Origin of the sequence: Roseburia sp. OF03-24 (assembly GCF_003463035.1) — a bacterium.
GTDB lineage: Bacteria > Bacillota > Clostridia > Lachnospirales > Lachnospiraceae > Roseburia > Roseburia rectibacter.
The window spans coordinates 46,360-60,334 of sequence record NZ_QSCK01000009.1 but is presented as its reverse complement, the minus strand read 5'-3'; the positions used below and the strand labels follow the sequence as shown (position 1 = coordinate 60,334).

At 41.2% G+C, this 13,975-nt stretch carries 12 protein-coding genes; all 12 read right to left on the bottom strand.

What is annotated here, in order from left to right:
• Window positions 1–10: 10 nt before the first annotated feature.
• From DXA60_RS06110 to rfbA, 12 genes are read right to left on the bottom strand one after another with little or no spacing between them, the layout of a single operon-like run.
• On the bottom strand, window positions 11–1,171 hold the full coding sequence (locus DXA60_RS06110) for a glycosyltransferase family 4 protein (protein WP_117920405.1): 1,161 nt from the start codon (window positions 1,169–1,171) through the stop codon (window positions 11–13).
• Window positions 1,168–2,373, bottom strand: a complete 1,206-nt coding sequence (locus DXA60_RS06105) for a glycosyltransferase family 4 protein (RefSeq protein WP_117920403.1) — start codon at window positions 2,371–2,373, stop codon at window positions 1,168–1,170. The genes DXA60_RS06110 and DXA60_RS06105 overlap by 4 nt, the downstream gene beginning before the upstream one ends.
• Window positions 2,342–3,520, bottom strand: coding sequence for a hypothetical protein (locus DXA60_RS06100; RefSeq protein WP_117920401.1), 1,179 nt, complete (start codon window positions 3,518–3,520; stop codon window positions 2,342–2,344). The genes DXA60_RS06105 and DXA60_RS06100 overlap by 32 nt, the downstream gene beginning before the upstream one ends.
• Entirely contained in the window at window positions 3,521–4,321 is an 801-nt protein-coding gene (locus DXA60_RS06095) for a hypothetical protein (RefSeq protein WP_117920399.1), read from the bottom strand.
• Between the two features lie 12 nt (window positions 4,322–4,333).
• Entirely contained in the window at window positions 4,334–5,407 is a 1,074-nt protein-coding gene (locus DXA60_RS06090) for a DUF6077 domain-containing protein (RefSeq protein WP_117920397.1), read from the bottom strand.
• Complete coding sequence (locus tag DXA60_RS06085; protein WP_117920395.1) at window positions 5,397–6,683, bottom strand: hypothetical protein; 1,287 nt, start codon at window positions 6,681–6,683, stop codon at window positions 5,397–5,399. Before DXA60_RS06085 ends, DXA60_RS06090 begins: the two co-directional genes overlap by 11 nt.
• A 14-nt stretch (window positions 6,684–6,697) precedes the next feature.
• Window positions 6,698–8,119 (bottom strand): sugar transferase, encoded by a 1,422-nt coding sequence (locus tag DXA60_RS06080; protein ID WP_243006782.1) that lies wholly within the window; start codon window positions 8,117–8,119, stop codon window positions 6,698–6,700.
• Window positions 8,120–8,174: 55 nt separating this feature from the next.
• Window positions 8,175–10,226, bottom strand: a complete 2,052-nt coding sequence (locus tag DXA60_RS06075; protein WP_117920393.1) for a hypothetical protein — start codon at window positions 10,224–10,226, stop codon at window positions 8,175–8,177.
• 26 nt (window positions 10,227–10,252) lie between these two features.
• Window positions 10,253–11,530 (bottom strand): ABC transporter ATP-binding protein, encoded by a 1,278-nt coding sequence (locus tag DXA60_RS06070; protein ID WP_117920392.1) that lies wholly within the window; start codon window positions 11,528–11,530, stop codon window positions 10,253–10,255.
• A 59-nt stretch (window positions 11,531–11,589) separates the two neighbouring features.
• On the bottom strand, window positions 11,590–12,423 hold the full coding sequence (locus DXA60_RS06065) for an ABC transporter permease (protein WP_022112665.1): 834 nt from the start codon (window positions 12,421–12,423) through the stop codon (window positions 11,590–11,592).
• A 10-nt stretch (window positions 12,424–12,433) separates the two neighbouring features.
• Window positions 12,434–13,018: a dTDP-4-dehydrorhamnose 3,5-epimerase gene (gene rfbC, locus DXA60_RS06060; protein ID WP_022112666.1), complete on the bottom strand. Its 585-nt coding sequence runs from the start codon at window positions 13,016–13,018 to the stop codon at window positions 12,434–12,436.
• Window positions 13,019–13,045: 27 nt separating this feature from the next.
• Window positions 13,046–13,924, bottom strand: coding sequence for a glucose-1-phosphate thymidylyltransferase RfbA (gene rfbA / locus DXA60_RS06055; protein WP_117920390.1), 879 nt, complete (start codon window positions 13,922–13,924; stop codon window positions 13,046–13,048).
• Window positions 13,925–13,975: the final 51 nt, after the last annotated feature.

Genomic DNA, 13,975 nt, shown 5'->3' with positions numbered 1-13,975 from the left:
TCTGAGCAGCTCATTTTTTCTGCATCAACACATACGAAAGTGCCTCGATACAGCCCTTTGATACCTGTTCAAAAGAAAATTCATGCGCCTTTTCGTAACTCCTTTTTCCCATGGCAGATGCCGTATCTCCCGCAGAAACCTTTTTTATTGTCTCCGCAAATTCATCCGTATTTTCCGGATCAATGATATATCCGTTTCTGCCATCTTCGACAAGATCGAAAGCTCCATCTGCATACTTCGATGAAATGATCGGAAGTGACGCACACATTGCCTCTAAAAGTACAAGTCCAAAACAATCTTCCCTTGTCGGAAGTACAAAGGCATCCGCCGTGCGGTATAATTTCTGCAGCGGTTCACCCTCCTGATATCCCAAAAATTCCACACGGTCGGAAATTCCAAGTTCTGCGCACTGCTTTTTCAGCAGATCTTTTTCCTGTCCCTCTCCGACGATCCAGAGTCTCACATTCTGCGGTGTTTTTGCGATTGCCGGCAGTAACAGGTCAAGTCCCTTACGCTGGATCAGGCTTCCGACATATAAAAGCTGAACCTGCATATCCTGTACTGCACAAGCAGCATCTGTGCTTCTGTCCGGCACGCTTTTTTGTGGTGTATCCGGTCTTTTATACAGATATTTATCAATATCCACAGTCAGATATGAAATAAAACATTTCTTTTCATCGGCACCGTAAGCGATCTGTGCTTTTTTCGATGCTGTGCTGCTCGCGATAAAAGCTGCAGCCCTCTTTATGATATAGCTTCTCGACAGCCGCTGTACTTTTCCGATATTTTTTTCGGAATTTAAGGTACCATCCGTCCAGCTGATAAACGGTATCTTTTTCTTCCGGCACCAATGTACTGCACGAAGGATCGTCGGGTTGTACTCCATGGCAAAAACCACATCCGGCGCAATCTCTTTCAAAGTTTTTTCCACCCCTGTCGGAATAAACACATAACGGTCATCAAATCTTTTTCTGATAATGATCGTCTTTGACTTTAAGAAATGATAATGTTCGATCTCCTCCATCTCTACATTCCACTTCCGGTTTTCCATGCCTGCGCCGGAAAAAATAATATGAAATTCATATTCCGGGAAGTTTTTCTGCATATAAGAAAAGAAATCCACCCGGTATGGCGATGGTATATTTGTGATAAATACTGCCTTTTTTTTCATTGTTCTTTTTCCTCTGAAATGCTGTGGTAGATACTGATAAGTTTCTGATAGTTATCCTCCGGTCTTAAGCGGTGCTGGTAAAACTCTCTCGCATTTTCCTTTAAGGTATTCAGATCCATCTGTTCAAATTCACAGACTTTTTTTGCAAGATCCTCGACGGAATTGTACTCAAATTTTACGCCTGTCACACCCTCATTCACCATACCGTCCATATTTCCGACACGACCTGCAATTACCGGAACACCAAAGGAATATGCCTCCGCGATCGTCATTGCAAACGCCTCATAACACTGGGAGGTCATAATGACTGCCTTTGCATTATAAAATTTCTCAGTCATTTCTTCTTTCTGCAGATAACCTAAAAACCGGACATTTTTCATATTATGGGTGCTGACATATGACTGCATCTCATCCATCATTGGTCCTGTTCCTGCAACATAAAGCATTTTATCCGGCAGTTTTTCAAATGCCTTTACCGCAACATCAATTCCCTTTAATGCTTCGACTCTTCCTGCAAAAAGATAATATTCCTCTTTGGGCTGCTTCCTGACCGGAACGAGTCCATCCGCAAAAGTAAAGTTTGGTTTGATATAAACACGCTTCGGATCAACAATCTTTTTCCCAGGATCTAGGGAACTTAACAGTTTGTTTTTATTAAACTCGGTCAGACAGATAAAGTTCACACGATAATAAGTTCCAAGGAAACGATGAATCCAAAGAATTGCTGAGCTTACCATTGTCTGTATCTTACTTCCACGGTAGCATTTATGCCTGATCGCACATTTTAAACCACCGTCCACACACTCCTCGCAGATCACATCATTGCGGAAAAAAGATCCTGCCGGACAGAGCATGCGGAAGTTATGAAGCGTCTGTACCACCGGCACCTTACACCCAAATGCTGCATAAAATACAGATGGGCTTACCATCATCAGCGTATTGTGTACATGCACGATATCAATTTTATTTTCGCGAATGATCTTTTTTACTTCCCGGCAGGTCTTAAATGAATAAATCGCAGTAAATGGAATCAGAAGTTTTTTTAACTTTCCTCCTTCATTCAGCTCTTTGTTGCTGCGGTAATAAGTAAAAACCTCATGCCCGTGATCTTCTAAAAGTTTCTTTTCATTGCGTACCACAACATCTTCCCCACCCGGGATCTGATAAAAATTATGAATTTGAAGAATACGATATTTTTCCATGTTTTTCCTCTTTTTTACCTTCTTTGATCTGATTTAACAGATTCGGATATAAAAGAATCCCCACCAATAAGATAAACGGATTCATAAATCCATTCAGTACAAACTGCTCCATGATCGCATACAATGAAAATACAGAAAGCATGACAAGTTCTTTATAACAGCCTGCCTGATAAAGTTTTACCATTGCCAGAACGATCACCGCAAAAAACACCGGTGCAAAGATCCATCCACAATACAGTAAAATATGCATGTAAGAGTTATCGATCAATCCATGATAGCTTGCATAAAAAAGTTCCTGATTCCTTGGAAGCAGTGCAAGTCCCTGATCCTGATAATATTCTCCCATGATATGTACCCTTCCTGATACATACCGGTCAATCATCTTCATCACGGAATTTTCATTGTCAAAAAATACCATCATAACAAAACTAAACAATGCTCCAACCGGAACTGACAGCACAAAAATAAATTTTGCATATTTATTTTTTATCAGTTTATCATATGCAATCAGGACCCATGCAAATATGAAAACAAGAATACCGGTACGGCAGAATGTCAGCTCATAAAAAAGAAACGCCGCCGCAAAGGTACAAATAAACCACCATCCATTTAGTTTTTCATAGTAAGAATAAACCAGCAGGATAAGCAGAAGGAAAATCGTAAGGTATGCGGTATTCGGCTCATTAAATCCAAAGCTGTATACCGGCACCTCGACATATTGTGCATTCGGGGTTGTCTTATAACCAATATCGTAAACCCCGTATACCGATCCTATCACCATAACAGCCGCTACGAATAACCGTATCCATACCGAAATTCCAATCAATTTCCCAAATTGCACATCTTTCATTCCTATGATGGTCAGGAACAAAAACAACAGTGTTGCCTTTTTTGTCATGACCCAGATGAACATTCCGGCACCCAATAAAAGTGCAATGATCACAACTTCTCTCAAAGTATATCTTGTCGTAATAAATTTGATACCAAGAAGGATAATTCCCGATAACATGAAAAATTTATAGATCTGGTCACTGCTGTCATAGCCAAATGCCTTTACTAACACATTGATTGCAAAATAGCCATAATACGCAATGATCCCTATACTTTTCCAATCGTTTTCCTGTATCCATTTCCTGATCTGATCCATCTATTCTTCTCCACGTATATAAATGATATAATCTCCGGTTTCCATATAATAGTGATACCCATACGGTGTCATATCATCCGGCAGTTCCTTCTCCTCGCGGTTAAAGCACAAAAATACGAGCCCGTTTCGTTTTGCAATCTCCGTCACTACTTCCATATCCGGCTTTTCCTGACACATCTGCTGATGCATGGCATCCTCATCCTCGCCAATGCCGGAGATAAATCCACCGACATTTCTGCCGTAAAACAGTCCGATATCACAGCGATACTGTCTGATATAACAGAATAACTCATCTGGCACAACAGCTTTTACTTTCCAGCTGTAACCTGAATTTCCTATAATATCAGCAACATCTATCGCCGCCTGCGGAAGTTTATATTCATTTTCTGCCTCTGTAAAGGTCGTTTCGCTGTAAATCCTTTGTCCACTGACCATGATCGTAACAAGTGCCGCCACAAAGACTGCCACACGCACTGCCTGTTTTTTCCATCTGCAGATCAGCCATACTATCACATATGCTACAGAAAATGAAATTGGAAGCATCCAGAATAATCTCCAGTATACACCGGCAAAAAAACGACTGCCGACGTAACGGTAAAACAATGGATTAAATATAAATAACAGTACTAAAACAGACGGCCACACAAGAAAACGCACTGCCTGTTTTTCCTCTTTGTACTTTTTTCCAAGGAAAAATATCGCCACAACCGCAGCACAAAACAGTACCCAGTGTAAAAGACCGGTACATCCGCCAATAAAATTTTTAAAATTGTCCAGTATTGAATAAAAATCTGCTGCCATATTTCTTTCCTTTTAAATTCCCGCTGTATAATAAATCATATAAACAGCACATGGCAGTGCTGCTATCCATATACAAAGCACGCGTTTAAAATTTCTGTAATATATTCCATCTAAAAGTCCATATAATCCCATCATGACAGGTGCCATAATAATTCCCATACCTGATAAAAGGGACGATGCAAAACCCACAACATACAATGGTGCCACCCATCTCATACTCTGCTTTCCACTCTGAAAGATCGAATAAAACAAATACATCAATAACGGCAGAATAAATCCTGCCACGATTGCTTTCCCCTGCCAGATACGCAGTAAAAACATCGCTGAGAGTGTATGTGTTGATGTAAAATCCCAAATATGAAATATGGATAAAACAATCAGAAACAATGCCGTTTTCTCCGGATTGCCACGAAACAGAATATTTCCGATCATCCCATACAGCACATAACAGATAATGATCATAAAAAATGGGAAATAGGTATGTGAAAATATTGCAGGGGCAATTCCTGATATCCTGCAGTACATAGACACATACATTGTCCACGGAGAAGTTACATCTTTCCTTACTTCCCCTACATCCCAGTACATATATTCATCCGTGATCGGATCATCCACAAGCATCGTATCATGTACTACCGCAGAGACTTCTTCGGAAACAAATCTTGCATCATCATCATCAATATGCTGGTAATGATACGATATCCATGCCTGCGTAAAGATCAGAACGGCTGCAAGTACTGCAAATATGACTGTCTGTCCGTCTATTTTCTTTTTAATTTTTTCCCTGTCTTTCTCCGCTGCCAGATTTCCCTGTCTTTTTAACAACAGGATAAACTCAACAACAGAAAGTATTGCGAGAAGTATTTTCCACAGATTTATTGCCTGTGTCAGTGTTTTCCCAGTCAGTATCATTGGTACAAGTAATATCTGTCCCAATGCAAACATGCTGACCAATCCAAGTACCCATGCACTGCAAAAACGTATACAGGCTCCTTTTATATCCAGATACACAACCCACAACAATCCAAACCACACAGGAAGCAGTACAAATAATACAAGCATATAAATAAAATCTTTATAAATCATACACTAACACTCCATCCAGATGGATATGATTAATTTCGGTTGTATTTTTTATCATGTAAAGAGTTTCCATTCTTGTATTTCTGCGGCCGCAAACCACAAGATTTTTGTCACAGAGTGCTGCTGCCTTATATCCTTCTGACACTTTTTCTGCATCTCTTCCATTAATGATAATATACTCATACTGTTTTGAAAAACGTTCTAACAGCTCTTTGAATTTTTCATTACCTACAAGATCAAATCCCTTTTCCTGCTTGGTATTTCGTTTTACCGTATCCAGATATTCATTCATCTGCTGCAGTTTTAATTCCGTTGTATCTCCCATAATATAGGCACTTAAAGATGCTTCTTCGCTTTCGGCTGCATTCAGATCGATCAGCAGTGTTTTTTTCTTTTCATTTGCATAACACATTGCAAGACATGACGCAGTCGTATCGGCAAATCTTCCGACAGTCAGACAATTAATTTTCTGACATCCCTGCCCTTTCGAATTGCTTAAAAACAATGCTGCTTTTTTGTAGGTTTCCTCTTCTTCATTCTTTTTCGTGATCACATCAACGATCTGTGTTTCCAGACATTCCTGTATTTCCTGTGCATCCTTTGGTTTCTTATAAATCATGATCCAGAGTGTGTAACATACAACTTCCAGTAAAATTCCAAGCAGGATTCCTGCCGTGACCGCCTTTAACACTGCCTGCCGGAACTCTGAATTTGAAATAGTATAAGAAGCAACTTTTTCTACCCTGCGCACGGATGCAGGCTCATCAAGTACCGAAAAACACTTTGTTCCATATCCCTTTTGTGTCACAGTATCCAATGCCTGGATCAGTCCGTTCATAAATGTAATTGCCTGTTCCTCATCATCTACAGCATAATCCCAGCTCGTTCTTGGATATACAACAAAAAAAGTAACAACGTCCGATGCCTCTGTCTGCTCACCGTCAAACATATCTGTAAACGCCTGTTGTGTCAGCTCGATTCCTGTCAGTTTGCAGAATTCCTGATATACACTTCTGCTCTTTGCGATCTTCATAATATTAGTGCCACGTTCCACCAGACCTTCAGAATTATATTCTGTTAAAAGCACCGATGCTTCCACCTGCATTTTTTCATCATAAGTTTCCGCCTCAATATAAGGCATCAGGGTTTTCGCCTTATATCCCCCTACAATAACTGCAAAAAGAACTGCCATAATAGCTGCAAGCCACCATTTTCTTAAGTTATACTTCAGAACATCCATCAAACTGTATTCTTTTCTGCTCTCATATCTCTGACTCATATCAGGTCTCCTTTCTATTCTCCGCCTTTTTCAAATACCACTTTTATTGTCTTTAAGATAATCTTGATATCCAGACCAATACTCCAGTTATCTAAATACTGCACATCCAGTTTCACAACTTCCTCAAAATCACTGATCTCATTTCGTCCACTGACCTGCCACAACCCGGTAATACCCGGTTTGGCACTTAAACGGCGTTTCTGATGAGATTCATACTGTTTGAACTCATCTACCGTCGGTGGTCTTGTTCCGACTAAACTCATATCGCCTTTTAAAACGTTGAAGAACTGTGGAAGTTCATCAATACTGGTCTTGCGGATGAATTTTCCGACTTTCGTGATACGCGGATCATCTTTCATTTTAAACATCAGACCATTCATCTCATTCTGGCTTTCCAGTTCCTTTTTCCGCTCCTCCGCGTCCTTATACATCGAGCGGAACTTATAGATCTTAAAAAACCTGCCGTTCTTACCGACACGTTTCTGCGCAAAAAACAGTGGTCCCGGAGACTCGATCAGAAGCGGCGGTGCTAAAAATACTGTCACAACCGCAGTGATCGCAAGTCCAATGATCGAACCTATGATATCCATCACACGCTTGATAAAAAGCATTTTCCAGTCATAGGACTGGTTGGAAAATGTAACAACCGGAATATTTCCCATCATATTAAAACTCTTATGATAATCGTCGAACTTGTTTAAGATCTCAATGGTCACATGTACCATTGCCCCCATATCTTCAAAACGGTTAACAACTTCCGCGAGAGAATCTCCAGACTCATAAGGCACACTGATGAAAACCTCATCAACGATCTGTTCTTTTACATACTGGAACATGTTATCATAATTCGCAACGACCTGAACACCGTGATACCATTTTCCGATCTGGTTGTCATCAATGATCGCAATACTTGCAAGACGATGTATCCAGTCACCGGAATGGTCAGCATCCGCGATGACCTTTTCCACGCGGTCTGCCGTTGTGACCAAAAAGACCTGATTATTTGCTTTTTTATTCCGGTAAACACGCAGCAGATAATATTTAATTACAATATGCACGCCAAAATACAGGCACATATTTACCAGTGCGATACAAAAATATACGCCTCGTGACGCCTCCGCATTATTATGCTGCAAAAAGATGGTCAGTGCTGTCACAAAGATCAGTACAACACTGGCTTTGATTGCTGCCCACAATTCCTGAAATACACTGCGGTCAATGAAGCGATTTTCAATATCCGAAAAAAGCATTACCAGCATGTAAATAACCATTACAATGCCAAAGCTCTCCATCAGCTCTATTTTCATGTTCGCAACGGAAACATTTCGATAGCCTACCAGCCACAGGTACCCGCCCCCGAAATAACTCACGGCAAAGCATACCAAATCTGCCAGCAGTAAAATGATACTCTGAATTTTTTCTCTTGTCTGGTACATGTCAAGTCCTTTCCTTTCCCCCGGTTTCACAGTCAGATGGCACGGCTGCCCACTGTCATTCGTTCCGGTAACAGTATTCTGCACTTCGCTTTCCCAACGAAAAGACCAGTTTCCATCTTTCTTCGCGTGGAGCAACAAACACACAGTCAAATCCCCAGTTAACATCACATGCCCTGCGCAGTTTTAACGCATCGGCAACGTCTGTTCTCGCATATCTGGCCAGTTCCACTGTAACCGCAGTGCCATCCTGCATCACGGCTTTTATATCAACCGGAAGTATTTTTCCGCTCCATGTCTTTGCAAGTGCCCATCCACTACAGACCACACTGCCGTCCTGATACTCCTGTCTGTCAATATGGTATAAGATTTTTCTTACCCCGGCAGGCTCATTCTGTATTTTTTCTTCTGTCTTTGCGCACTTTGTATCCTGGTCAGTCAGTTGTTCGAACGGAATGATCTTCGTTCCCATTACACGCTGCATATTACGCACCGGAACATTTCCCTTTCCCAGATATGCCTGGAAATTTTCTTCCATCCTGCCAAACTGCTCTTTTAATGTCTGATCAATCCCATAAGACGCTAACAGTTCATCAAGGGATATTCCCCTGCCCCCCATTATCTGGTAGTATGCAAAATAAAGAGCACGGTATAAAACAAATAACTTTGGTACCGGGAAGAAAAAAGTCCATTCATAATCAATGACTGTCCACTTAGCCTGCCCGATTTTATTTTCGCTGCCCTTCGGTATTAAAATATTGGCAAATATCATATCAATATCGCATGTATCCACCGCTTCTGGTTCTTCTGTAAAATCTATCTCACCAAATACCTTTTTGAAATCTTCGGTCAGTAAAAACCTCTTTTTTCCACCGTATTCCATAATACGCTTTGCATAATCATCAAGAATATTCTTCACCAGCTCTGTCTGGTTTGCTTCAAGCGCCCGCTCCATTACATCCTGTAACGTGGTTCCCAAATCAAAAGCAGATACAGACACATCATTTTTTGTATGACAGGCGCAAAATGCAATTTTGTCTCTGCCATCCTCATAGCATGACGTCAGCCTTTCGTATGCCATTTCTATATGACAGATATGTTCTTTTCCCTCCGGATAAAGTGCATATTTTTTTACATTTTTTTCCCCATCTGTATTCTTGCAGATATCCGTACGGATGGCAAACTGCCTTGCTCTCTCATTTGAATATTTCGAGTAGATAACACGTTTTTCTTCTGTCTTATTTCCTGCCTCAATCAGAAATGAATTCGTAAGTTCCCCAAACAGCCCTTCTGCCAGCACCGTATCAAAAACTTTTTTTTCATCAAAAAGCTGTACTCTGTCCCTGTCAAAATTTCTCCGGTTATCTGAAAGTTCTCCCTTTCCCGGAAGATATTCATCTGAGTAGATACAGGCAGGAAACTTGTGATCCGGATATGGGTAATATACATAAATTTCAGGAAATCCAGCTTCTTTTAAGATCTGTTCATACTCTTTTCTGGTGTAAACCCTGGGTTTTACATCCCCCTCATCCGCTGTGAATATTCTGGGATTTTCATCGTAATTTTCCAGTCCGGTAAAATATCCACCGCGGTATTCCTCCTGACACCCTGCAAAATATTTTAGTCCCAGACGGTTGGCATCCGCCACATAAAGTTTTCCGCTGTCAGCCAGATGTTCTCTCATACAGGAAAGCTCTTTCTGATACCTTGAAAATTCTCCGGCGATCAATATCATATCATACGTCTGATCCCGATAAAGTACGTTTTTCTCTGTTCCTGTATCAGCATCTGAAATAACCGATACCGTAAGATTATCTGCATCTTTGTAACGTGCCCGCAGGATTTCTGCTTCCTCCATGCTCTCCACCGCTGCTGTCACATGCAATGCCATAGAAAGTAATTTTCCTGTCAATGCACCACAGCCTGCGTTTCGCTCTAAAACGCGCATCTGTTTTGTAACCGGCAGAAATGCGATCAGATTTTGCCTGATATCCGACAAATGAAACAAATACGGATAAGATGCCTCATCCATGATGATCTGTGGATATGCTTTTTCATTATTCTGTTGTACGATTTCCAAAAGCCTCTCCGGCACCATTACCTGTCCCATAGTTCTCCTGCTTGCGCACTCTCTGCCTATTTGTCATCACATTTTTCGATCGTAACTTCCGAGTTCATATCATAAAAACCTACTGTATTTTTGTCGGACACCACCGTCACACCAACCACATCATACAATCTGTGGTAAGCACGAAATTCGCCTCCGACATAACCGGTACAGCTGATGGATAACAGATATTCCCCCCCCTGCATATCCATGTTCTGACGAAACGTTGCCACATAGGTTTCTCCCGTCTTTGCCATTCCGATCCCCACTTTTTCAAACATCGTGTTTGTTCCGGTAACAGCAGTCCCCTGCACTGTTTTAAATGTATAGGTAAATATCGGGTCCTGTATATCAGAAAGGAATTTTACCTTTGATTTAATAGTAAAAGACGTCCCTTTCTGGATACAGTTCGTATAATTTCCATATTCATCGATCAGTGCAAAGTCAATGATCTCTGCCTCTCCGGTTCCATATTCATTGACATCCGGATTGAGCTGGTAATTAGATTTCCAGAGTTTCTTTCCATCTGATGCGTCATTCTCTAAAATCTTACCGCCAGTAATCTTGTCCGAGTTTTTGAGAAGAACCTTTTTGTAAAGGTTGATCATATCCTTTGCATTTCCCTCTGCTAACTTGTCTCCCTTATTGAGCAGGATCACACGGTCACAGTATTTTGCCACACTGCTGATATCGTGGCTTACAAACAGGATCGTCTTTCCCTGTGCCTTGAAATCTTCAAATTTTTTATAACATTTTGCCTGAAAAAATACATCTCCGACTGACAGTGCCTCATCCACAATAAGGATCTCCGGATCAATATTGATCGCCACTGCAAATGCAAGCCGGACAAACATACCACTTGAATAGGTCTTACACGGCTGATGCACAAATTCGCCAATGTCTGCAAACTTTAAGATATCATCTAACCTTGCATCCATCTCTTCGCGTGAAAAACCCATCATCATACCGTTTAGATAGACATTCTCAATTCCGGTATATTCCATATTAAATCCGGCTCCAAGCTCTAACAGTGCTGAGATTCTTCCATCGATCTCCACCTCACCGCTCGTCGGACTCAGAACACCTGTAATTATTTTTAAAATGGTAGATTTTCCGGAACCATTCGTTCCGATGATGCCGATCGTCTCACCTTTTTTTACTTCAAACGACACATGCTTTAATGCATGATGTTCTTTGAAACGGTTCTTTCTGACCAGTCCAAGTGCATCCTTTAACCGGTCAGAAGGTTTATCATAAAGTTTGTAGACCTTGCAGACATCCTCTACCCTGATTGCTAAATTATCCATACTATCCTCATTCTTGCGCTGCTTTCTAATAAAAACAACATTTTCATTCTTACGATGCTTTACAGCACGTCTGCAAAATGTACACGCAGACGCTTAAACATGGTCGTTCCTGCCCAGAGAATAAACAGCGTGATTCCCCAGAACCACAATGTCAGTCCCGGATATTCCCAGAATGCCGTTTTATTGATCAGTGCATCCCTGTATCCCGAAACAATATAATACATCGGATTTAGCTTAAGCAGGAGCACAGCCCATTTAGGAATGCCCTGCATGCTCTCAAAATTCCACATGATCGGTGTTACCCACATTCCGATCTGTAAAAGAATGGAAACAACCTCTTTCATATCACGGAAAAATACCGTCACGGCGCTTGTCGCATAAATCAGTCCTGCTGTAAGGATCACCATGCAAAACGAATAATAAACAATCTGAAGCACATAAAGATCGGGATAAAATCCCATAACTGCAAAAACAACCAGCATAAACACAACAAAAAATGCATGTGTAAATAGTGCAGAGATTAATTTTACTACCGGAAGTGCATCGATCTGGAATACAACTTTTTTAACGAGATAACTGTATTCATCCAGGACGCCGGTTCCTCCATTTAAAGCCTCCTGAAAATAAAACCAGGGCACAAGGCCACCCATCAGCCAGAGTACAAACGGCACCTCAATCCCTGTTCTTAAATCATTTACTTTCTGATGCAGTCCAAACTCAAAGACAAACCAGTATAAAAGCACTGTGATCACCGGCTGTATGAAAGCCCATACCACACCGAAATAAGAGCCTGCAAACTTCTTTTTAAAATCATTTTTCGCAAGATTAACAATCAGTTTCCGGCTGGCGATCAGACGTTTGGGCAGGCAGACATTTTTTTTGTTTTCTGTCATATGAAAGCTCCTATCTTACGATTCCACGTTCCCTGCAGTATGCATCAAATCCACCATGCACTTTGTCCTTATCAGACAGGATCAGATCTGCCTGTGTCATTCCTTCCGGCATTGGCCATTCGACACCGACTGCAGGATCATTCCAGAGAATACCGCCCTCATCATTTGGATGATAGAAATCTGTAACCTTATAGCAGAACTCTGCATAATCAGACAGCACGATGAATCCATGTGCAAAATTCTTTGGTACAAAGAACTGTTTTTTATTTTCTGCAGACAAGACAATACCAAACCATTTTCCGAATGTTTCAGAGCCTTCTCTTAAATCCACTGCAACGTCAAACACTTCTCCATTTACCACTCGAACCAGTTTATCCTGCGGATGGTTGATCTGGAAATGTAAGCCCCTGAGCACACCTTTTTTTGAGGCAGACTGGTTATCCTGTACGAACTGGCAGTCAATTCCTGCCTCCTTAAAATCGTTGTAATTGTATGTCTCCATAAAATATCCCCTGGCATCCCCGAATACTGCCGGTTCAATTACCTTCAGTCCCTCTATTCCATTACAGTCATGTGTTACTTTAATTTTTCCCATAATTATTGATCCTCGCTATCTGTTTTTTTAAAGTCCCTCGGCAACCTCTACTAAATATTTGCCGTAATCAGTCTTAAGAAGCGGTTCAGCAAGTTTTAACAACTGCTCTTTATCTATAAATCCGCGTTTGTATGCGATCTCTTCGATACAGGACACATAAAGTCCCTGACGTTTCTGGATCGCTGACACAAAATCTGCAGCCGCAAGCAGCATATCGTGGTTTCCTGTATCAAGCCATGCAAATCCCCTGCCAAGTGTCTCAACGCTCAGATCACCACGCTCTAAATACGCATTATTTACAGATGTGATCTCGATCTCACCTCTTGCAGACGGCTTTACATTTTTTGCGATCTGTACAACATCATTGTCATAAAAATAAAGTCCCGGCACCGCATAATTTGACTTCGGATGCTCCGGCTTTTCCTCAATGGAAAGGGCCTTTCCATTCTCATCAAACTCTACCACGCCATACTCTCTCGGATCTCTGACATAATAACCGAAGATCGTTGCACCCTTTTCATTCTGTGTACGCTCTGCCGCACTGCGCAGAACCTTTGAAAAACTCTGTCCGTAAAAGATATTGTCTCCAAGAACCAATGCAACAGCATCATTTCCAATAAACTTCTCTCCGATAATAAATGCATCCGCAAGTCCTCTCGGCTGCTCCTGCACTGCATATGAAAAACTCATTCCAAGCTGGCTTCCATCCCCAAACAACTCTTCAAATACCGGCAGATCTCTCGGTGTGGAAATGATCAGAACCTCTCTTATCCCAGCTAACATCAGTGTGGATAATGGATAATAGATCATCGGTTTATCATACACCGGCATGATCTGTTTTGAAATCGCCTTTGTTAACGGATATAACCTTGTTCCGGAACCGCCTGCTAAAATAATACCTTTCATATATCAATCCTCCATGTTTTGTACCACCATTATAAAACGCAAACAAGCAGT

Bases quoted from the DNA above. Each gene is read 5' to 3' on its own strand.
- DXA60_RS06095 (WP_117920399.1), bottom strand. From the start codon at position 4,321: ATGGCAGCAGATTTTTATTCAATACTGGACAATTTTAAAAATTTTATT.
- rfbA (WP_117920390.1), bottom strand. From the start codon at position 13,924: ATGAAAGGTATTATTTTAGCAGGCGGTTCCGGAACAAGGTTATATCCG.
- DXA60_RS06070 (WP_117920392.1), bottom strand. From the start codon at position 11,530: ATGGATAATTTAGCAATCAGGGTAGAGGATGTCTGCAAGGTCTACAAA.
- DXA60_RS06065 (WP_022112665.1), bottom strand. From the start codon at position 12,423: ATGACAGAAAACAAAAAAAATGTCTGCCTGCCCAAACGTCTGATCGCC.
- DXA60_RS06105 (WP_117920403.1), bottom strand. From the start codon at position 2,373: ATGGAAAAATATCGTATTCTTCAAATTCATAATTTTTATCAGATCCCG.
- DXA60_RS06090 (WP_117920397.1), bottom strand. From the start codon at position 5,407: ATGATTTATAAAGATTTTATTTATATGCTTGTATTATTTGTACTGCTT.
- rfbC (WP_022112666.1), bottom strand. From the start codon at position 13,018: ATGGGAAAAATTAAAGTAACACATGACTGTAATGGAATAGAGGGACTG.
- DXA60_RS06075 (WP_117920393.1), bottom strand. From the start codon at position 10,226: ATGGGACAGGTAATGGTGCCGGAGAGGCTTTTGGAAATCGTACAACAG.
- DXA60_RS06085 (WP_117920395.1), bottom strand. From the start codon at position 6,683: ATGAGTCAGAGATATGAGAGCAGAAAAGAATACAGTTTGATGGATGTT.
- DXA60_RS06110 (WP_117920405.1), bottom strand. From the start codon at position 1,171: ATGAAAAAAAAGGCAGTATTTATCACAAATATACCATCGCCATACCGG.
- DXA60_RS06080 (WP_243006782.1), bottom strand. From the start codon at position 8,119: ATGTACCAGACAAGAGAAAAAATTCAGAGTATCATTTTACTGCTGGCA.
- DXA60_RS06100 (WP_117920401.1), bottom strand. From the start codon at position 3,520: ATGGATCAGATCAGGAAATGGATACAGGAAAACGATTGGAAAAGTATA.